At 66.4% G+C, this 17,010-nt stretch carries 21 protein-coding genes; 4 read left to right on the top strand and 17 right to left on the bottom strand.

Annotation, left to right across the window (positions count from 1 at the left end):
* Positions 1 to 65 precede the first annotated feature (65 nt).
* Both ACP3TD_RS02645 and ACP3TD_RS02640 read left to right on the top strand, forming a co-directional pair.
* Positions 66 to 725, top strand: coding sequence for a GntR family transcriptional regulator (locus ACP3TD_RS02645; RefSeq protein ID WP_056082735.1), 660 nt, complete (start codon positions 66 to 68; stop codon positions 723 to 725).
* Positions 726 to 818: 93 nt separating this feature from the next.
* Positions 819 to 1,265 carry a transferase gene (locus ACP3TD_RS02640; RefSeq protein WP_426765235.1) on the top strand — a complete coding sequence of 149 codons (447 nt, stop codon included), beginning with the start codon at positions 819 to 821 and terminating at the stop codon, positions 1,263 to 1,265.
* 59 nt (positions 1,266 to 1,324) lie between these two features.
* On the opposite strand, the gene ACP3TD_RS02635 is transcribed toward ACP3TD_RS02640, so the two are convergent.
* The 12 genes from ACP3TD_RS02635 to ACP3TD_RS02580 all read right to left on the bottom strand — a co-directional run bounded on the left by ACP3TD_RS02635 (position 1,325) and on the right by ACP3TD_RS02580 (position 11,732).
* A complete protein-coding gene (locus ACP3TD_RS02635; RefSeq protein WP_426765234.1) occupies positions 1,325 to 2,374 on the bottom strand; it encodes a HoxN/HupN/NixA family nickel/cobalt transporter in 1,050 nt (349 codons plus the stop codon).
* Positions 2,374 to 3,204 (bottom strand): urease accessory protein UreD, encoded by an 831-nt coding sequence (locus ACP3TD_RS02630; RefSeq protein WP_426765233.1) that lies wholly within the window; start codon positions 3,202 to 3,204, stop codon positions 2,374 to 2,376. Before ACP3TD_RS02630 ends, ACP3TD_RS02635 begins: the two co-directional genes overlap by 1 nt.
* A gap of 134 nt (positions 3,205 to 3,338) precedes the next feature.
* A complete protein-coding gene (gene ureG / locus ACP3TD_RS02625; protein WP_426765232.1) occupies positions 3,339 to 3,953 on the bottom strand; it encodes an urease accessory protein UreG in 615 nt (204 codons plus the stop codon).
* A 30-nt stretch (positions 3,954 to 3,983) separates the two neighbouring features.
* On the bottom strand, positions 3,984 to 4,652 hold the full coding sequence (locus ACP3TD_RS02620) for an urease accessory protein UreF (RefSeq protein WP_426765231.1): 669 nt from the start codon (positions 4,650 to 4,652) through the stop codon (positions 3,984 to 3,986).
* Between the two features lie 132 nt (positions 4,653 to 4,784).
* Positions 4,785 to 5,270, bottom strand: a complete 486-nt coding sequence (ureE, locus tag ACP3TD_RS02615) for an urease accessory protein UreE (protein ID WP_426765230.1) — start codon at positions 5,268 to 5,270, stop codon at positions 4,785 to 4,787.
* Positions 5,271 to 5,289: 19 nt separating this feature from the next.
* Positions 5,290 to 7,062: an urease subunit alpha gene (gene ureC / locus ACP3TD_RS02610; protein WP_426765229.1), complete on the bottom strand. Its 1,773-nt coding sequence runs from the start codon at positions 7,060 to 7,062 to the stop codon at positions 5,290 to 5,292.
* Entirely contained in the window at positions 7,059 to 7,412 is a 354-nt protein-coding gene (locus tag ACP3TD_RS02605; protein ID WP_426765228.1) for an urease subunit beta, read from the bottom strand. Before ACP3TD_RS02605 ends, ureC begins: the two co-directional genes overlap by 4 nt.
* 9 nt (positions 7,413 to 7,421) lie before the next feature.
* Positions 7,422 to 7,724, bottom strand: a complete 303-nt coding sequence (locus ACP3TD_RS02600; RefSeq protein ID WP_426765227.1) for an urease subunit gamma — start codon at positions 7,722 to 7,724, stop codon at positions 7,422 to 7,424.
* Between the two features lie 201 nt (positions 7,725 to 7,925).
* Positions 7,926 to 8,483, bottom strand: a complete 558-nt coding sequence (locus ACP3TD_RS02595; RefSeq protein ID WP_426765226.1) for a cysteine hydrolase family protein — start codon at positions 8,481 to 8,483, stop codon at positions 7,926 to 7,928.
* 61 nt (positions 8,484 to 8,544) lie between these two features.
* Positions 8,545 to 9,549, bottom strand: coding sequence for a LacI family DNA-binding transcriptional regulator (locus ACP3TD_RS02590; protein WP_426765224.1), 1,005 nt, complete (start codon positions 9,547 to 9,549; stop codon positions 8,545 to 8,547).
* A complete protein-coding gene (locus tag ACP3TD_RS02585) occupies positions 9,549 to 10,136 on the bottom strand; it encodes an HhH-GPD-type base excision DNA repair protein (protein ID WP_426765222.1) in 588 nt (195 codons plus the stop codon). The genes ACP3TD_RS02590 and ACP3TD_RS02585 overlap by 1 nt, the downstream gene beginning before the upstream one ends.
* Positions 10,137 to 10,196: 60 nt before the next feature.
* Positions 10,197 to 11,732 (bottom strand): alpha-N-arabinofuranosidase, encoded by a 1,536-nt coding sequence (locus ACP3TD_RS02580; RefSeq protein WP_426765221.1) that lies wholly within the window; start codon positions 11,730 to 11,732, stop codon positions 10,197 to 10,199.
* A 490-nt stretch (positions 11,733 to 12,222) separates the two neighbouring features.
* On the opposite strand from ACP3TD_RS02580, the gene ACP3TD_RS02575 reads away from it, so the two are divergent.
* Complete coding sequence (locus ACP3TD_RS02575; RefSeq protein ID WP_426765220.1) at positions 12,223 to 13,077, top strand: ANTAR domain-containing protein; 855 nt, start codon at positions 12,223 to 12,225, stop codon at positions 13,075 to 13,077.
* 52 nt (positions 13,078 to 13,129) lie between these two features.
* Here ACP3TD_RS02575 and ACP3TD_RS02570 read toward each other — a convergent pair whose 3' ends face one another.
* Both ACP3TD_RS02570 and ACP3TD_RS02565 read right to left on the bottom strand, forming a co-directional pair.
* Positions 13,130 to 13,783, bottom strand: a complete 654-nt coding sequence (locus tag ACP3TD_RS02570; protein WP_426765219.1) for a dihydrofolate reductase family protein — start codon at positions 13,781 to 13,783, stop codon at positions 13,130 to 13,132.
* A 137-nt stretch (positions 13,784 to 13,920) separates the two neighbouring features.
* Positions 13,921 to 14,196, bottom strand: coding sequence for a three-helix bundle dimerization domain-containing protein (locus ACP3TD_RS02565; protein WP_426765218.1), 276 nt, complete (start codon positions 14,194 to 14,196; stop codon positions 13,921 to 13,923).
* Positions 14,197 to 14,293: 97 nt separating this feature from the next.
* Here ACP3TD_RS02565 and ACP3TD_RS02560 point away from each other — a divergent pair, with 97 nt between their 5' ends.
* The gene (locus ACP3TD_RS02560; RefSeq protein WP_426765217.1) at positions 14,294 to 14,800 is read left to right on the top strand and encodes a hypothetical protein; all 507 of its coding nucleotides are present in this window, start codon (positions 14,294 to 14,296) and stop codon (positions 14,798 to 14,800) included.
* Here ACP3TD_RS02560 and ACP3TD_RS02555 read toward each other — a convergent pair.
* The 3 genes from ACP3TD_RS02555 to ACP3TD_RS02545 are packed head-to-tail and all read right to left on the bottom strand — an operon-like array spanning position 14,790 to position 16,909.
* On the bottom strand, positions 14,790 to 15,545 hold the full coding sequence (locus ACP3TD_RS02555) for an anti-sigma factor domain-containing protein (RefSeq protein ID WP_426765216.1): 756 nt from the start codon (positions 15,543 to 15,545) through the stop codon (positions 14,790 to 14,792). The two genes, ACP3TD_RS02560 and ACP3TD_RS02555, sit on opposite strands and share 11 nt — an antisense overlap.
* Positions 15,532 to 16,149 carry an RNA polymerase sigma factor gene (locus tag ACP3TD_RS02550; RefSeq protein ID WP_426765215.1) on the bottom strand — a complete coding sequence of 206 codons (618 nt, stop codon included), beginning with the start codon at positions 16,147 to 16,149 and terminating at the stop codon, positions 15,532 to 15,534. Before ACP3TD_RS02550 ends, ACP3TD_RS02555 begins: the two co-directional genes overlap by 14 nt.
* A 13-nt stretch (positions 16,150 to 16,162) precedes the next feature.
* Positions 16,163 to 16,909: a class F sortase gene (locus tag ACP3TD_RS02545; protein WP_426765214.1), complete on the bottom strand. Its 747-nt coding sequence runs from the start codon at positions 16,907 to 16,909 to the stop codon at positions 16,163 to 16,165.
* Between the last annotated feature and the right edge of the window lie 101 nt (positions 16,910 to 17,010).

Here is a 17,010-nt window from a genome sequence, read left to right as displayed (position 1 = left end):
GCTTTCTGCCGTACCATCGAACTACGACTGTAAACAGTCGACTTATGACACTGAGGACGGATGCCATGGCCGGACTGACAGCCCCGCTGCTGGGACTGCAAAAGAAAAGCCTGCGCGAGCAGGCCCTCTCGGCGCTGCGGACCGCCATCACCAGCGGCGAGCTGGCACCGGGCCGGCACCTGGTGGAAACCGAACTGTCCGAAATGCTCCAGATCAGCCGGGGCACGCTCCGGGAAGCCTTGCGGCAGCTGGAACAGGAGGGCCTTCTCTCCGCCGGACCGCGTGGCCGCCTGTCCGTGCGGCACCTGGACCACAAGGAGATCCGGGACATCTTTGCGGTGCGCGCGGCCCTGGAGTCCCTTGCTGCCCGGACACTCTGCGAGTTGGCGGACCGCCAGCACGTCACCGAGTCGTTGCACGCCGCCATCGACGCCATGGCCGCGAATGCCGGGGGAACGCTGGAGGAACGCATCGAGTCGGACCTGGAGTTCCACCGGACCCTCTGCCGGCTGACCGGCAATGAAACGCTCCTGCACTCCTGGGAGTCGCTGGAGGGCTCCATCCGGATGTCCATCATGTTTGCCGGACAGGAAAAAGGCGTCAGCAACATGAGCGTTGACCGCCACCGGGACATCGTGGATGCCATCGATACCGGTGACGCCGGGCTGACACGGAAGACCATCCTCGAACACATGGACACCGCCGCCGCGAACCTCGTCTCCTAGGCCTTCCGTCCGGCTGCGTCCCGGGAATCACTGCGGACCGTCAACCGTTAACTTACTGTGCGGTAGGAAACCCGCCAGTTGGTTAGGGATGTGATGAGCGCAAAGTTTGAATCAGTAGAAGACGACGCCGGCAAGGTCACCCGATACGTCCGGCACGCCAATGGCGGTGGCTTCGTTTCGCCCGGGGCGATTGTGGCCGAGAGCGCCCAGATCGGCCCCATGACGTACGTGGAGCACGGTGCGGTGATCGGCGCCGGTTGCCGGATCGGACACGGCAGCTGGGTTGACCGCGAAGCCAAGATCGGCACGCGGACGGTCATCGGCGACGGTGTCAGAATTGGCCGCGCCACAGTGATCGGTAACCGCGCCAACATCGGCAGCCACTCCCGCATTGGCTCCGGCGTCCTGATCGGGCACGGAATGCACCTTCACTCGGACACCACCATTCCGGACGGCGGGCAGAAGCTGCATGGTGTGCAGGCTGCAGCACCTCCCAAGAGCCGCGCGCACCGCAGGCCGAACCGCGGCATGGCCGCCTGACGCCAGGGCCCACCCAGGCGTCAGTGCCCGGTCCCCATGGACCGGCAGCGCGCCCCGTGTCAGGCGGAGGTTTTGATGGTCCTTCGCGACTTCAGGATCGCCCCGCCCCAGACGGCGAGGAAGGCCGCCACCAGCAGGAGTCCGGCTTCACCAAGGTCGATCTCCCCCAACCAGCTGGTGAGCGGATCGGCCAGGCCAAAAGCGGCGTTGGCGAACCCGCCGAGCGTGATGACGGCGATGAACAGTGCCGACAGCGCTGAAACGCCTGTGACCGCCGCATTGAAGCCGAGCCTGTGCTGCGGGCTGTGGATCGCTGACCTGTACATGCGCATCATCGCCACGCCGTTGACCGTGTCGCAGAGGGTCATTGCCGCGGTGAAAGCGAGGGGAAGCGCCATGAGCGCCACCGGGGACGCCCCGGCCAGGGATGCGGCCGTGGTCACCACCAGCAGCCCGATGGTGGTGGCGGTGTCGAACCCGAGCCCGAACAGGAAGCCAATCACGTAGATGTTCCGTGGCCGCTGCACCCGTGCGAGCGGCCTGGACAGGAGCCGGGCAACAAAGCCTTTGCTTTCCAGGTCTTCGTCCCTGATGGCCGCACCGCTGCGGGCGCTCCGCAACGCCTGCGCGGCACGCAGGAACGCCTGCCCGTTGAACAGTCCCATGGCCAGCAGGAACAGCCCGGACACGCCACTGCCGACCAGGCCCAGCACGTGGTTGCCGGTGGTTCCGTCTTCCATGAACTGGCCGATCACCGCCGCGCCCGCAACCACCAGCAGCCCGGCCAGGACCACCACGGAGCTGTGGCCCAGGCTGAAGGCGAACCCCACGCTGACGGGGTCCTTCCGCTGCGCCACGAATTTGCGGGTGGAGTTGTCGATGGCGGCGATGTGGTCCCAGTCGTAGCTGTGCTTGACGCCGGCCACGTAGGCGGTCAGTACCAGGCCGAGGGCAAGGGGCGCACCGGCTGTTGCCGAGCCGGCGACGAGGAGGACGACGGCGGCAATATGCAGCGCGGCCACGGCACCAAAGGTGGCAAGCAGGCGGGTCCGGAACGGCAGGGTTTCCCGGTCGCGGTACAGGGTTGCAATGTTTGCCAGGGCCGTCATCAGTGCTTCCTCAGGTTCAGTGGGCCTTGCCCGTGCCAGCGTTCCCTCAGGAGGTCGGCGCAGGCGGCGAGCAGGCGGTTCAGTTCACCGGTGCTGTTGGACAGCGAGCGCAGCACCAGGCCGGTGGTTCCGGCAACGGTGCGGGTGAGGGTGATTCCGGTCCGGGCGTCGTATCCCGCCGTGAGGTGGTGAAGGTGGTCTGCGAGCGCCTGGTCCACCCGGGCGTCCACCACCACCAGTGAGCCCAGGTGGCTGAAGCCTTCCATGAACCCCAGCCCGGTGACGTCGCCGAGCGGCGGCCGGATCAGCAGGTTGTCGAGGGCCAGCTGCTGCGTGCCGCCATCCGTTTCGATGTGGATATCGTTCCGCAGCCGCACTTCCTCGTACCGGAAGGCGGCGCCGTCCGGCGACCAGCCAGGGGTCACCACTTCTGCCATGACAAGGCTCGACGAAGGCCGCAGGGTCACGGAGGTCTGTTGCCGGTAGCTGGCCTCCCGGTAGGCGATGAGCTGGTCCGGCAGAAGTTCCAGCCGCGCCCCCTCCCCCAGCCGCACACTCATCCGCTGCTCAGCAAAAGACCCGGGAGTCCGATAAACCTTCGTCGCCGACTGCGTGGTCAACAACAGGTCAGCGCCGTCACCCACCTCCACATCCAGCACAAAAAGGTCAGCCCCAAGATAAGCCCCGCCAGGATTCACAACCACATAACAAACCTGCCCGGAGTCATCCAAGTAGTGAGGCCGGAGTACCCTCAAGGCACCCCGATGGTACTGATGCTCGGCAAAGGATCGCTGACCACGAACGGCGACCCGAAGCTCAAGCTCGCCCATCGGGGGCCGATCAGCGGACGCGGGTGGAAGGGGCCGCGGCGTGGCGGGCACCGCGGAGCGGGCACGGCCCCTTCCACCCGCGGGCGCAGGCCCCGGCGAGGTGCCTGCTTGAGGTGACCCAACCGCCGTCGTACTCATGCCAAATCGAGCATCAGGACGTCGTGGCGGACCCAGTCGATGACCTTGTCGAGGCCTTCGTCGGTTTTGAGGTTGGTGAAGCAGAACGGCTTGTTGCCGCGGAACTCTTTGGAGTCCCGCTCCATGACATTCAAATCCGCGCCAACGTGGGGTGCGAGGTCGGTTTTGTTGATGATGAAGAGGTCGGATTTGATCATTCCCTGGCCGGCTTTGCGGGGGATCTTTTCGCCTTGGGCCACGTCGATGATGTAGATGGAGAAGTCAACGAGTTCGGGGCTGAAGGTGGCGGAGAGGTTGTCACCGCCGGATTCGACGAAGATGACCTGGAGGTCGGGGTGACGGGTTTTGAGTTCTTCGATGGCGGCGGTGTTCATGGAGGTGTCTTCGCGGATGGCGGTGTGGGGGCAGCCGCCGGTTTCGACGCCGATGATGCGGTCCTCGGGGAGGATGCCGTTGGCGGCGAGGATTTTGGCGTCCTCGATGGTGTAGATGTCGTTGGTGATGGCGGCCATGGAAATGCCGCCGCTCATGTGCCGGGTGAGCCGTTCCACGAGTTGGGTTTTGCCGGCTCCGACGGGCCCGCCGACGCCGATTTTGATGGGTTTAGTCATGGTGTTCCTCCTGTAAAGCAATAGGCATTGTTAGCTCATGAACATCCGGGCACGCTGGCGTTCGTGGCGCATTTGCGAGATTTCCAGTCCTGGGCTGACGGCTCCGAAGTCGTCCGGCGTGAGGTGCGCGATCGCCTCGATGGCGGCAGCGACGTCGTCGTGCGCTTTCCGCAGGATCCGTTGGCCGGCGTTCTGCCCGAGCGGGATGGCCCGCACGGCGTTCTGGGTGAGGGACGTGACGGTGGCGAAGAGGTAGGCGGTGAGTGCCTCCTGCAGCGGCACACCCAGTGAGCGGGCGACGACGGCGAACGCCAGCGGCTGGTGCCCCGCGGCCCGGCAGCGGGCCACGGAGTCCCGGTACAGGTTCAGGGCGGCCGAGGGAAACACCTCAGCCCCAATCTCCAAGAGACGGCCACCCATCTTCACACTGGCCTCCCGAACCTCCCGGGGCAACAGAGAAGCGGAGAGTAAAGAATCCAGCTCGCCAAGGTCAGCTCCTTCATAGAGCAGCCGAACAGCCAACCCATCAGAGTAGGTCAAGGACTGCGAGACAAACGCAGACAGCCACACCCCAAAAGAAGCCTCATCAGCAACAACACCGGCGTCGACATACGTCTCAAACCCCAGGGAGTGAGCAAAAGCCCCAGTAGGAAGCGCAGAGTCAACCAACTGCTGAAGAGCAAGCTGATACCCGCTCACGAAAGGCGCACCCAAGTCGACGAACCCAAGCGACGCGAGGGATATGGGGCCGCGGCGTGGCGGGCACCGCGGAGCGGGCACGGCCCCATATCCCTCGCGGCGTCCCAAGCAACCGGACCCAAAGGCGCTGAATCAGTGACTGTGTTCAGCATGGCGGAAGGGCACAGGCATGACGCGTTCCTGGCGGGCGTAGGGCACGGAGTTGTGGATGAGGTAGTCCTCGACGGTGTGGTCGTAGGCGCACACCATGACCTCGGCCCCGTACTCGCTGTCGGCGGCGAAGAATTGTGCCTGGAGGTGCCGGTTGCCGAGGGAGTGTGCGGTGACGCCCATTTCGTGGATGGTGCGGGGTGCGATGACCAGGACGTCGGTGGGAAGCACGGAAACCACGATCATGTTGGTGTCGGCGACATGGAGGATGTCGCCGTCGCGGAGGTCGCCGGATCCTGACGCGAGCCGGATGCCGATTTCATTGCCGTGGTCCGTGGTGGCGCGCTGGATGCGTTTGACCAGTTGGGCGCTGGGCAGCACCACTTTCTCGCGGTGCAGCCCGGTATAGGCGGCGAGGTCGGTTTCGGGCAGGTCGTGGAGGTTGCCGAGGATTTTCTCGATGATCACGTGGTTCTCCGGGGGGGGTTTAGAAGAGGAAGTAGCGCTGGGCCATGGGGAGGACGTCGGCGGGTTCGCAGGTGACGTCCACCCCGTCCACCGTGACTTGGTAGGTTTCCGGGTCCACCTGGATGTCCGGCATCGCGTCGTTGTACTTGAGGTCGGCTTTGGTGAGGTTCCGGATTCCGGAGACGGGCCGGATGACCTTTTCGAGGCCGAGTTCTGCGGGGACGCCGGCGTCGATCGCGGCCTGGGAAAGGAAGGTGATGGAGGTCTGCTGGACGGCCTTGCCGAAAGCGCCGAACATGGGCCGCATGGTGCGCGGCTGCGGGGTGGGGATGGACGCGTTCGCGTCACCCATCAGGGCGTAGGCGATCTGCCCGCCCTTGAGGACGAGTTCGGGTTTGACGCCGAAGAAGGCCGGGTCCCAGAGGACCAGATCGGCGAATTTGCCTTCTTCCACGGACCCGACCGTGTCCGCGATGCCCTGGGCGAGCGCGGGGTTGATCGTGTATTTGGCCACGTAGCGCTTGAGCCGGAAGTTGTCGCTGCCGGCGTTGCCGTGCCCGGAAGCCGACCCGTCGGCACCAAGGTCCGCGCCGCCGTCGGCCGCTAAAATTCCGCGCTGCTTCTTCATCTTGTCCGCCACCTGCCAGGTGCGGGTGATCACCTCGCCCACCCGGCCCATGGCCTGGGAGTCGGAGGAGGTGATGGAGAAGATGCCCATGTCCTGCAGGACGTCCTCTGCGGCGATGGTTTCCGCGCGGATGCGGGAATCGGCGAAGGCCACGTCCTCGGGGATGTCCGGGTTGAGGTGGTGGCAGACCATCAGCATGTCCAGGTGCTCTTCGATGGTGTTGCGTGTGTACGGCAGCGTGGGGTTGGTGGAGGCCGGCAGGACGTTGGGCATCCCGGCGATCTTGATGATGTCCGGTGCGTGGCCGCCGCCGGCGCCTTCGGTGTGGAAGGTGTGGATCACGCGGCCGTTGATGGCGCGGATGGTGTCTTCCACGAAGCCGCACTCGTTGAGGGTGTCGGTGTGGATGGCCACCTGGACGTCGTATTCATCGGCCACGGTCAGCGACATGTCGATCGAGGATGTGGTGGAGCCCCAGTCCTCGTGCACTTTGAGGCCGATGGCGCCGGCCCGGATCTGCTCGGCGAGGGGTTCGACGGCGGACGCGTGGCCTTTGCCGAACAGGCCGATGTTCATGGGGAACGCCTCGGCGGCCTGCAGCATCCGGTGGATGTGCCATTTGCCGGGGGTCACTGTGGTGGCTTTGGTCCCTTCCGCCGGCCCGGTGCCGCCACCGATCATGGTGGTGACGCCGCTGGTCAGGGCCGTGGCCACCTGGTCCGGGGAGATGAAGTGGATGTGCGTGTCGATGCCGCCGGCGGTGAGGATTTTGCGTTCCCCGGCGATGATCTCGGTGCTGGCGCCGATCACAATGTCGACGCCGTCGGTGATCTGGGGATTGCCGGCCTTGCCGATCCTCAAGATGTGCCCGTCCCTGAGGGCAACGTCCGCCTTGTAGATTCCGGTGTAGTCCAGGATGACGGCGTTGGTGATGACGGTGTCCGGAACATCGTCTTCCGGGCGGTCCCCGTCACGGGTGGCCTGGCCGTTCTGGCCCATGCCGTCGCGGATCACCTTGCCGCCGCCGAACACCACTTCCTCGCCGTAGACGGTGAGGTCCTTCTCGATCTCGAGGAACAGCTCGGTGTCGGCCAGGCGGATCCTGTCGCCGGTCGTGGGACCGTACAGGTCGGCGTACTGCCGCCGCGGGATCTCGAAGCTCATTTGGCGTCCCTTTCGGTGGCTGACCCGCCCGGGCGGGGGCCGCCGTCGAGCTTTCCGTTGATAGCGTTGCTGAGCCCGAACACTTCGCGGGACCCTGCGAGTTCGATGAGCCGGACGCTCCGGGAGTCCCCGGGTTCAAACCGGGCAGCCGTCCCTGCGGGGATGTCGAGGCGCCGGCCGCGGGCTGCTGCCCGGTCGAAGTCCAGCGCAGCGTTCGCCTCGGCGAAGTGGAAGTGCGAGCCCACCTGCACGGGCCGGTCGCCGGTGTTGGTCACGGACAGCTCGATGGCGTCGCGGCCCGCGTTCGCCGTCACGGGCTCCTGGCGGAGGACGTATTCTCCTGGAATCACTGCGGCTCCTTAGCGGATGGGATCGTGGACGGTAACCAGCTTGGTGCCGTCAGGGAAGGTGGCCTCGATCTGCACATCGTGGATCATTTCGGGTACCCCTTCCATGACGTCCCCGCGGGTGAGCAGCGTGGTGCCGTAGCTCATGAGGTCGGCAACGCTCCGGCCGTCGCGGGCACCTTCGATCAGTTCGTAGCTGATGATGGCCACAGCTTCGGGGTAGTTGAGCTTGAGGCCGCGGGACTGGCGGCGCCGGGCGAGGTCGGCGGCCACAACAATCATGAGTTTTTCCTGCTCACGTGGCATCAGATGCATGCGGGGTCCCTTCAACGGCCGGCGGACAGCGTGGATTCAGAGTAGGCCCCGCACATTTCCGCCACGTTTCAGGTCCATCATCCGGACGCCTCGGCGCGGACGCGCTGAAACTCCCCTGCTTTGGCTCCCCCATGGCCGCGGACGACGGCGGTTTGCCGGGACACGCCGTCGTCCTCGCTCAAAGGTGGGGAGACTCAGCGGCTACTTGGCTTCGCGGAGCCGGGCGAGGATCTCTTCCGTGGACTGGACCGGCTGGCGGTAGGTGGTGGATAGGATGCGGAGCATGTCCGCCGCGTCCTGGTCATCCTCGGAAGCCATGGCGTCCTTGGCGTAGCTGACGCGGATGTTGTGGGCGAAAGCGTCGGCGGCCGTCTGGGCGATGCAGTTGTGGGTGGAGACACCGGCCAGCACCACTTCGCCGGCACCCCAGTTCCGCAGCCGGGCCAGCAGGTCGGTGCCCACGAACGCACTGTCGCGCGTCTTGTTCAGCTGTGGCAGGTCACCCTTGGCCAGCCCCGGCACGGACTGCGCCTGTTCGGTGCCGCGGAAGATGAAGCCCTGGTCGTCGTCGAGCATGCTGAGGGTCCAGGTGGACTTGTCCCGCTCGTGCTCGGTACCCACGAGAAGCGCCTTGTGGCCGGCGGCCTCGAATCCCTTCAGCAGCCGGTTGCATTCGCCCACCACCCTGTCCTGCTGGGCGGCAAGCTCAGGCGCCTCGAAGAAAGCGTTCTGCATGTCGATGACCAACAGGGCTATCACGTGGGGACCTTCCTCTCGCCGGACTGTTGTGGGTAACGTACCCATCTCCGGCCAAAAGACGCTAGGGCGCGGACTCCCTGATCCTCAGCCGGAATTCGGCTTCAACGTGCACTCCGGCGTCGGCAGTTTCGCGCCCGGCGATCCGGTCCAGCAGCAGCGCCATGGACCGTTCGGCGATCTCGTCCATACCGGGCGAAACCGTGGTCAGGGACGGTGAGGCGAAGCGGGCTTCATCCACGTCGTCGAAGCCGGCCACTGCCACATCCTGCGGCACCCGAACTCCGCGGATCAGGAGTTCGTGCAGCGCTCCGAGCGCCAGAACATCGTTCAGGCCGAAGACGGCGTCGAACTCCACGCCCGCCTCCAGCAGGCCTGCAACGGCGGCAGCTCCGGCGTCGCGGCGCCACTCACCCGGGGCGATCAGCGCCGGGTCGAAGGGGATCCCTGCCTTCTTCAAGGCGGCGCGGTAGCCGTTGAGGCGCAGCCCGGCGGTGCCGGTGGACTCCTCCGGTGTAGCACCAATGACGGCAATGCGACGGCGGCCTCCCGCCAGCAGGTGGGAGGTCAGCGCGGCGGCGGCCTCCTCGTTCTTCATGGTGACCAGGTCGAACCGCGGGTCCACGATATGTTCGCCCAGCATCACCAGGGGCTTGGTCCCGGCCCGCTCGGCAATGGCGTCGGCGCCGATGGACAGCGGAGTGAAAAGCAGCCCGTCAGTGAGTTGCCGGAACGGGCCCTGGAGGGCGTTCAGCTCGGCACCGCTGTCTGCGGCCGACTGCTCCACCAGGACGCGGTAGCCGTGTTTGGTTGCCGCATCCATCAGCCTGGAGGCGAGCTCGGCGTAGTAGGGCGCCGAAAGGTCCGAGAGGACGAGGCCCAGCATGGAGGTCTTGCCGGACCGCAGGCTGCGGGCGGTGAGGTTGGCTTCGTAGCCCAGTTCCGCGATGGCATCTTCCACCCGCTGCTTGGTGGCGGGGCGGATGAACTCATAGTTGTTCAGGACGTTGGAGACGGTCTTGAGTGAAACACCCGCGGCCTTCGCAACGTCGTTCATGGTTACTGCCATTAACGTTCTTTTCCTGCCTTCGCCGCGGCCTTGGCCGCCTGCTTGCTGGCCCGTACCTTGACCAGGGATTCCGGGTCCACGATGTCCGCCACGGACAGGTAGGAGCCGTCCTCACCATAGTGGCCTGCCGCTTCCCGCCAGCCCGGGGCCTGGAGTCCGTGCTGTTTGCCCAGCAGCGCAAGGAAGATTTTGGCTTTCTGGTCGCCGAACCCCGGCAGGGCCTTGAGCCGCTTCAACACCTCGGCGCCGCTGGGCTCGCCCTGGGTCCAGATGGCGGTGGCGTCGCCGTTCCAATCGTTCTGCACGGCTTCGGCGAGCGCCTGGACCCTTGCGGCCATGGAACCGGGGAACCGGTGCACGGCGGGCCGTTCCTTGAACATCTCCACGAAGGCCTGCGGATCATGGCCGGCAATGGCCTCGGGAGAGACGGACCCGATGCGGGTCCTGATCTTTTCCGGGCCCGCGAACGCCGATTCCATGGTCACCTGCTGGTCCAGCAGCATGCCGGTCAGCAGGGCGAAGGCATCCTCACTCAACAACTTGTCCGCGGCGGGGTCCCCCGTGATGTGCAGCTCCATGCCGTCCATCCTCCCACCTGCGGGCGGCCGTCGTCATAAGGACGCCTCCGCAGTCACCGCCCCGGGGTGTTAGCTGCCCACTGCCAGGCGGATCATGGACCAGGACACTGCCGGGAGCTCCGCGGTGAGGTGGCCGCCGTCGGCCTTGGCCGTGACGTTTTCCGCCGGCTCCACGGACGTCGAATCATCCGCGCTTGCCTGCCAGTACGGGTCCTTATTGGCGTAGGTCAGCGCCTCCAGCACGCGGACGTTGCCCAGTCCGGCGACGGCGGCATCCAGGGTGAGTGCGTCCGTTGCCGAGCGGTTGACGGCGAACACCACTACCTCGCCCTTGTCGGCGTCGAAAGTTGCAACGGCGGACAGTGCGGCGACGCCTGCGGTGGTGCCGCCGCTGACCAGAGGGGATTCGACGGCGAGCTGCAGGACAGTGCCGGCGGCGTGCCGGGAGGTCAGGGCGAAGGGGTGGAAGGTGGTCTGCTTCCAGGCGCGGCCGCCGGGTTCGGTCATGATGGGGGCGATGACGTTGACCAGCTGGGCCAGGCTCGCGGAATGGACCCGGTCCGTGTTCTTCAGCAAAGTAACCAGCAGGTCGCCCACCACCACGGCGTCCGCCACCGTGTAGGTGTCCTCCAGCAGCACGGGGGCTACCGGCCAGTCCTTGCCGGAGGGCGCTTTGGACTCGGCCCGGCTCATGTGCCAGACGTTCCATTCATCGAAGGAGATGTTCACCTGTTTGGTGGACTTCTTCACCGACTTCACGTGGTCGATGTGGCTGACGATGTCCTTGATGAAGGCGTCCATCTTGTGCCCGGCAGCCAGGTGCTCTTGAAGGTCGCCGAAGTCTTCAAAGTACTGGTGGGCGGAGATCAGGTCCACCAGCTCGTATGTTTCGGACAGGACCACGCGCTCCCATTCGCCGAACGTGTCCATGGTGGGACCGGAACTGCCGCAGGCCACCAGCTCCAGGTCCGGATCGATCATCCGCATGCCGCGGGCCGTGTCCGCAGCCAGCCGCCCGTATTCGAGGGCGTTCTTATGGCCGATCTGCCACGGGCCGTCCATCTCGTTGCCCAGGCACCACATCTTGATGCCGTAGCCGTCCGGTGCACCGTTGGCGCGGCGCTGGTCGGAAAGCTCAGTACCGCCGTCGATGTTGCAGTACTCCAGCAGGTCCATCGCCTCCTGGATGCCGCGGGTGCCCAGGTTGACGGCCATCATGGGCTCCACGCCGGCCTTGACGGACCACGCCGCGAATTCGTCCACGCCCACCAGGTTGGGGTCCGTGGAGTGCCAGGCCAGGTCGAGGCGTACAGGCCGCTGGTCCTTCGGCCCCACACCGTCCTCCCAACGGTAGCCGGAGACGAAGTTACCACCGGGGTACCGCACGGTGGAGACGCCGAGTTCCCGGGTCAGGCCCAGGACGTCGCGGCGGAAACCGTCCTCGTCGGCGTCGGGGTGGTCGGGCTCGAAGATACCGGTGTAGACGCACCGGCCCAGGTGCTCCACGAAGGCGCCGAACGTGCGGCGGCGGACGGGACCGACAGTGAAAGCCGGGTCAAGGGTTACTTTGGCGGTTGCCGGTTCAGGGGTTGCCACGAAAAACATCCTCGTTCTCTTTGATTTACAACGTTATAGAAAACATTGTTGGCGCTGCGGTGATCCGAGTCAAGGGTGCGGCGCGGAACGGACGCCGGGACGAAACTTTTTCGCGGCCGGGCCGGGGAGCGGAACCGGCACCTGGCGTCCCACCTGCGGCTATGCGCAAAGCAAGTAGCGGTTTCGAGTATCCAAGTAATACCTAATCTGAAAGTCGAGTACCGTTACTCATTCTCCGGCCCCGGACAGCCCACTAGGTTTTTCACAGGGACAGGGCGTGTTTTCTGTTCCGGCAGGACTTAGCTCACCAGGGGGTGTGAGAGTGGCAATGCACGCACGACAGGTGAGCCCAAACTTCCCGGGTCAACGGACCCGGGTACTGAGCGGGGCCGGCGACGAGGAGGCCTTTGAGACCAAGGCCTCTCCCCCAGCCGTCGCCGGCCCTCTTCTTTCTTCACGCCTCCATGGCCCGCGGGCTGCCGCCGGGCTGCCGACGGCTGTGCCGCATAGCACTGATTCGCTCGGTCCGGCCTCAAAAGCAGCACAGGCCGCCGGGAGCGACGGCAGCCAGGCGATGCTGCTTGACCTGGTCACCAGGGCAGACTCGCTGACCGATTCCCTGGACCGGCTGGCCGTCGCTGCGGTGCGGTCGGTGGCGGGTGCCCAACAGGCGGGCCCGATTCAGTCGGCGGACACGCGCATCGAATGCGCAGTGGTGCTGACCCAGCCACGCCGGTCCCCCCTCATTACGGGGACATCGCGGGACGCGGAGCGGATGATGGCGTGGGAGCAGCAGGCGGCTGAGGGCCCCACCAGCGAGGTGCTGGCCGGCGGCCATCCCGTTGCGGTTCTTCAACGGCACGGGGATTTCCGCTGGCCGCGTTACTGCAGCGAGCTGCAGGTTGCCGGTTTTGGCAGTGTCCTGGGCGTCCGGCTCCGGCTTGACGGTGCGGGGGATGCCGCGGGTTCGGGCCCCGCCGGTGAAGTGCCGGGCGCGGACGCGGAAACCCACGCTGCGCTGGCGTTCTTCGCCCCGGATTCCAAAGCTTTCCCGCTGCAGGCTATCGCCGAGGCCCGGGCGTTCGCCGGCCTGGCGTCGCGGAGCCTGCGGATGGCCCTCGACCTGCATACGGCCCGTTCCATGGCGTCGGACCTGCGCTCGGCACTGGACAGCCGCACCTCCATCAACGTGGCGTGCGGCGTCATCATGGCCCAGAACCGGTGTTCGTACCACGAGGCGTTTTCCATTCTGGCCAAGGCTTCCAGCCACCGGAACATCAAGGTCCGCCGGATCGCGGAAGACATCCTCGAGCGGCTGCCCGAGGGTCCCCCGCAGTCCCACTTCGGGCACTAGCCCGGACGCAGGCGCACCGGTCGGTCCTGCGCTCAAACGCAGCGGGGCCGGTCTAGGCGCGGCGGGTGAAGACCATGTGGACCACTCCGGCCGGCGATGTGGTGGATTCGATGTCGAAGCGCTCGTGGAGTCCCTCCAGCCCATCCCACAGCCGCTCGCCGCGGCCAAGAATGATAGGCACCACAGCGATGTGCATGTGGTCGATCAGGCCTGCCTCGAGGAACTGCCGTACCGTGTCGGCGCCGCCGCCTATCCGGACGTCGAGGCCCGGGGCCAGCTCGCGGGCCGTTTCGAGCGCCGTTGCAGGGTCGGCGTCAATGAAGTGGAAGGTGGTTCCGCCCTCCATTTCGAGGACCGGCCGGGGGTGGTGCGTCAGGACCACGACAGGCGTGTGGAAGACGGGGTTGTCGCCCCACCATCCCTTCCACTCCTCATCCTCCCAAGGTCCGCGCTGGGGGCCGAACTTGTTGCGGCCCATGATTTCGACGCCGATTCCGGGGCCCCACTGGCTGGCGAAGGCCTCATCGACGCCAAAGGATGCCTGCCCATCCCCGTGGAGGCCCATGGCGCGGAAGGTACGGGTCCCGAAGGCCCATTCCATGAGCCGTGATCCGGCATGGCCGAATGGGGCCTCGAGCTGCTGGCCCTCACCCGTGCCGAAGCCGTCGAGGGAGACCGAGAAGTTGTGCACGCGGACGAGGGACATGTCATCTCCTGGGGTGGGCTTGCCTGGTCACCTCACCATAGGGGCATTGAACCCGGAAGCTCCAGAGCCTGCGGCCAGGAATCAGCTGCGCTGGTCCGCGCAAGCCAGTCCTTGATGAACCACAGGCCCGCAGCCGCTTAGAGCAGACTGGCCCGCAGTCGCTTAACGGCTGCGTGCTCCACGAACAAGGGAACCATCGTCCTCACAGGGCCCGAGTTGAACGCCGCATATTCCTCGCACACAGCGTCTTCAACTTGAGCTCGGGAGCACGCCGGAAATTTGCCCTCGAGGGCGTTGATCAAAGACACCAGAGCCCGCTGCTCGTCACTGCATTCCACCCTTAACCTCTTCGACGAAGCTTCAGAATTTTCACTAGCCTGCCAAGCATCTAGTATAGCTAGCGAAAAGTCCATGCCTCGGCACAGCGAGTCGATGGGACCCAGCGTTCATCCGCAGCAATTCGGGGTACGGTCCACTGATACTGCCAACCGGATGGATTGAGGAAAACCTGTGAGCACCACCAGAGCCGAGGCCGGGCGCATGCCCGCTGCGGCGCTGGCCTGGCTCCTTGGCCCGATCGCCGCCGGGCTCGGGCTGGCGGCGCATGTCCTGGGCGGCGGCGCCTCACCGTCACTGCTGATAGTTGTGGCGCTGGCGGCGCTGCTGGGCATGGCGGCGGCGATCGGCAAGCCCGGGCGGCTGCCCGGCTGGGGCCTGCTCCTCACCGCCGGGATCGCCCAGCAGTTGCTGCATTTCGCCTTCGCGGCCTTTTCGATATCCACGGGGTTCGACGCGCCCACGCATGGTCACGGCCAAGCGCCCGCCCAGGAACCAGGTACGGCCAACCAAGGCCGGAACCAAGGACCCGTGCCGTACGATCTTCACCTGCTCCTGTACCTGCACATGGCGGCGGCGCTGCTGACGGTTGTCGCCACCCGGCAGCTGAACAAAATCCCCGCACGGCGAAGCCAGAGGAATCCAGCAGAGACGGACGCCGGCGTCCCGGTCAGGAAGTAAGCGTCCCCCGGACGATGCTGACCGTTGAGTGCGCCGGATTGCCGTCCACCGGCTCGTCCGAGACATCCACAATCGGGTAGTCCGCCAGCTGCAGGCCGGCGGGCACCTCGAAGCTTCCGGAGTCCGAGTTCATGATGCCCAGGCTGACCAGCCGCGACAGGTCCGGGGCGATCAGCCAGACTTCCTGGTAGCCCCGCGCCTCATCCTTGTCCAGCGTGACGTCCAGGCGGCGCGAACCGTCGGCCGCCTCCACCACCTTCGCCGATCCGGTGGCGGAGTACTGGGCCAGCGGTGTCAGCTGGGCCTGCGCCAGCTGGGTGGGCTGGGCGGGCCGGGTGGACACCCAGATGCCGCCCGCGGCCACCAGCACTACGGCCGCAGCGGCGGCGATCCACGTCCCGGTGCGCTGCCACCATGCCTTCCTCCGCTGGCTGAACGGGGCAACGTTCGACGGCGCCGCCCCGGCAGGTGCCTCCGCAGGCTTGGTCCCGGGACCACCCAGCGGGTCCGCCTGGACAGCCTCGGCAAGGCCAAGTTGCCGGTGGATTCCGGCCCACACGTGCGGTCCGGGAACAGACAGGCTGATGGTGTCCGGCGTCGTCTTAACTGCGTCAACGGTGCGGCGCAGCGCGGCGTAATCGGCAGCGCATTCGGGGCAGACGCTGAGGTGCTCCCGGCCGTCCGCGTCCTCCCAGTCCTCGTACATCGCAAGGAGGCTCAACTGTTCCGGATCAAGATGCGGCATGGTCTACCTCCAATCGACTTCTCAAATGCGTAAGGCTGCGGCGGATGTGGCTCTTGACGGTACCAAGCGGCAGGTCCAGTTTCCGTGAGATCTGTTCGTGCGTCAGATCCTCGTAGAAGGCCAGCTTCATGATGGACCCCTGCGGTTCGCCCAGCCTGTCCAGTTCGCCGTCCAACAGCAGCCGGTCGGCCAGAACCTCCGCCGCCTCCGTTCCGGCGCCGACTTCTCCGGCGGCCAGTCCGGCCCCGGCCACCGCGTGGGCCTTGCGCACTTCGCGTGCGGTGGCCGAGTGCGCGTCGGTGATGACGTTCCGGGTGATGCCCACAATCCAGGCGGGCAACCGGGCCACCTCCGGCTTGAAGGTGTTCCGCGAGCGCCACACCCGGATAAAAACCTCCTGGGTGACGTCGTCGGCCGCGGACCGGTCCGACAGGGAACGGAGGGCCAGGGTGTGCACCAACGGGGCGAATTCGCGGTAGGCCGCCGCCAAAGCCCTCTCATCACCGGCGAGGAAGGACGCGGTCAGCCCGTCATCCCAGCCGTGGGAGGCCTGCGCGGGAGAGGTCACTCGCGGCTCCTTCCCGGCATCGGTGACGAGAACCATGGCTGGTCACCGCTTACCCGAGGACCGCGGTGACTATCACATTGTCGCTGTAGTCCATCCGCTCGTCCAGCCACCTTCCGCCGCAGGTGACAACCTTGAGCTCGTGCGGCCCGGTGCGGCGGAAGAGCGAGCCGCCGTCGAACCTGTCCTTGGCCATCAGTTCCACCTTCACCACGCGGTAGCTGAGGTCCGGGGCGCCGGCACGGCCCACGCGGATGGCGGTCCCCTCCGGCAGCGATTTCAAGGCGGAGAACGGTGCCCTGTCCGAGGCCGTGTCGATGTGGCCCGCGATCACGGCCGCCCCTTCAGACGCTCCCGGGGCTGGTCCGAACCGGTACCAGGCGGCGCGATCGAAAGCGTCCGGTAATTCCATGGCACCTTCGCCGGACACTCCCCCCGGAACCACCGGCATATCGATAGCCGTGCCGGCGATGGAGATCGACGTCGGCGCAGGGTCTGCCGGAACGGCGCCGAGGGTGGCCGGATGGACGGGAATGGTGGCCGGGGCACCAGGTTGGCCGGCGGGAGCGGCCGCGCCCGGGGCAGCGGCGCCGGGGGCAGTCGGAGCGGCAGTGGGAACCGCGCTGGGAGGGTCGGCTGCCGCGAAAACTGCTGTGCCGGTCGGCGCAATGGAAGGTGCTGTGGACGGTGCGGCTGGCGCACACGCGGCCAGCACCAGAATTGACGCGGCGGCGGCGATCCGCACCCCAACAGATGGACGACGGCGGGACTCCCGTGCCGTCGTCGTGCGTCCGTTCATCGCCGTGGCCTTTCTCAGTCCGGGCCCCGCGCCCGAGCGGGGACCAGTGGTTTTTCGGTAGGGTGGCCGCCCGGCGCAGATGGGCAGGGTACGCCGGGCGG

The organism is Pseudarthrobacter sp. 1G09 (assembly GCF_050038305.1).
Taxonomy (GTDB): domain Bacteria; phylum Actinomycetota; class Actinomycetes; order Actinomycetales; family Micrococcaceae; genus Arthrobacter; species Arthrobacter equi.
The sequence above is the reverse complement of the archived record's forward strand: the minus strand, read 5'-3'. Positions and strand labels throughout refer to the sequence as shown.

Bases quoted from the DNA above. Each gene is read 5' to 3' on its own strand.
- ACP3TD_RS02645 (WP_056082735.1), top strand. From the start codon at position 66: ATGGCCGGACTGACAGCCCCGCTGCTGGGACTGCAAAAGAAAAGCCTG.
- ACP3TD_RS02640 (WP_426765235.1), top strand. From the start codon at position 819: ATGAGCGCAAAGTTTGAATCAGTAGAAGACGACGCCGGCAAGGTCACC.
- ACP3TD_RS02635 (WP_426765234.1), bottom strand. From the start codon at position 2,374: ATGACGGCCCTGGCAAACATTGCAACCCTGTACCGCGACCGGGAAACC.
- ACP3TD_RS02630 (WP_426765233.1), bottom strand. From the start codon at position 3,204: ATGGGCGAGCTTGAGCTTCGGGTCGCCGTTCGTGGTCAGCGATCCTTT.
- ureG (WP_426765232.1), bottom strand. From the start codon at position 3,953: ATGACTAAACCCATCAAAATCGGCGTCGGCGGGCCCGTCGGAGCCGGC.
- ureC (WP_426765229.1), bottom strand. From the start codon at position 7,062: ATGAGCTTCGAGATCCCGCGGCGGCAGTACGCCGACCTGTACGGTCCC.
- ACP3TD_RS02600 (WP_426765227.1), bottom strand. From the start codon at position 7,724: ATGCATCTGATGCCACGTGAGCAGGAAAAACTCATGATTGTTGTGGCC.
- ACP3TD_RS02590 (WP_426765224.1), bottom strand. From the start codon at position 9,549: ATGGCAGTAACCATGAACGACGTTGCGAAGGCCGCGGGTGTTTCACTC.
- ACP3TD_RS02585 (WP_426765222.1), bottom strand. From the start codon at position 10,136: ATGGACGGCATGGAGCTGCACATCACGGGGGACCCCGCCGCGGACAAG.
- ACP3TD_RS02580 (WP_426765221.1), bottom strand. From the start codon at position 11,732: ATGTTTTTCGTGGCAACCCCTGAACCGGCAACCGCCAAAGTAACCCTT.
- ACP3TD_RS02570 (WP_426765219.1), bottom strand. From the start codon at position 13,783: ATGTCCCTCGTCCGCGTGCACAACTTCTCGGTCTCCCTCGACGGCTTC.
- ACP3TD_RS02565 (WP_426765218.1), bottom strand. From the start codon at position 14,196: ATGGACTTTTCGCTAGCTATACTAGATGCTTGGCAGGCTAGTGAAAAT.
- ACP3TD_RS02555 (WP_426765216.1), bottom strand. From the start codon at position 15,545: ATGCCGCATCTTGATCCGGAACAGTTGAGCCTCCTTGCGATGTACGAG.
- ACP3TD_RS02550 (WP_426765215.1), bottom strand. From the start codon at position 16,149: ATGGTTCTCGTCACCGATGCCGGGAAGGAGCCGCGAGTGACCTCTCCC.
- ACP3TD_RS02545 (WP_426765214.1), bottom strand. From the start codon at position 16,909: ATGAACGGACGCACGACGACGGCACGGGAGTCCCGCCGTCGTCCATCT.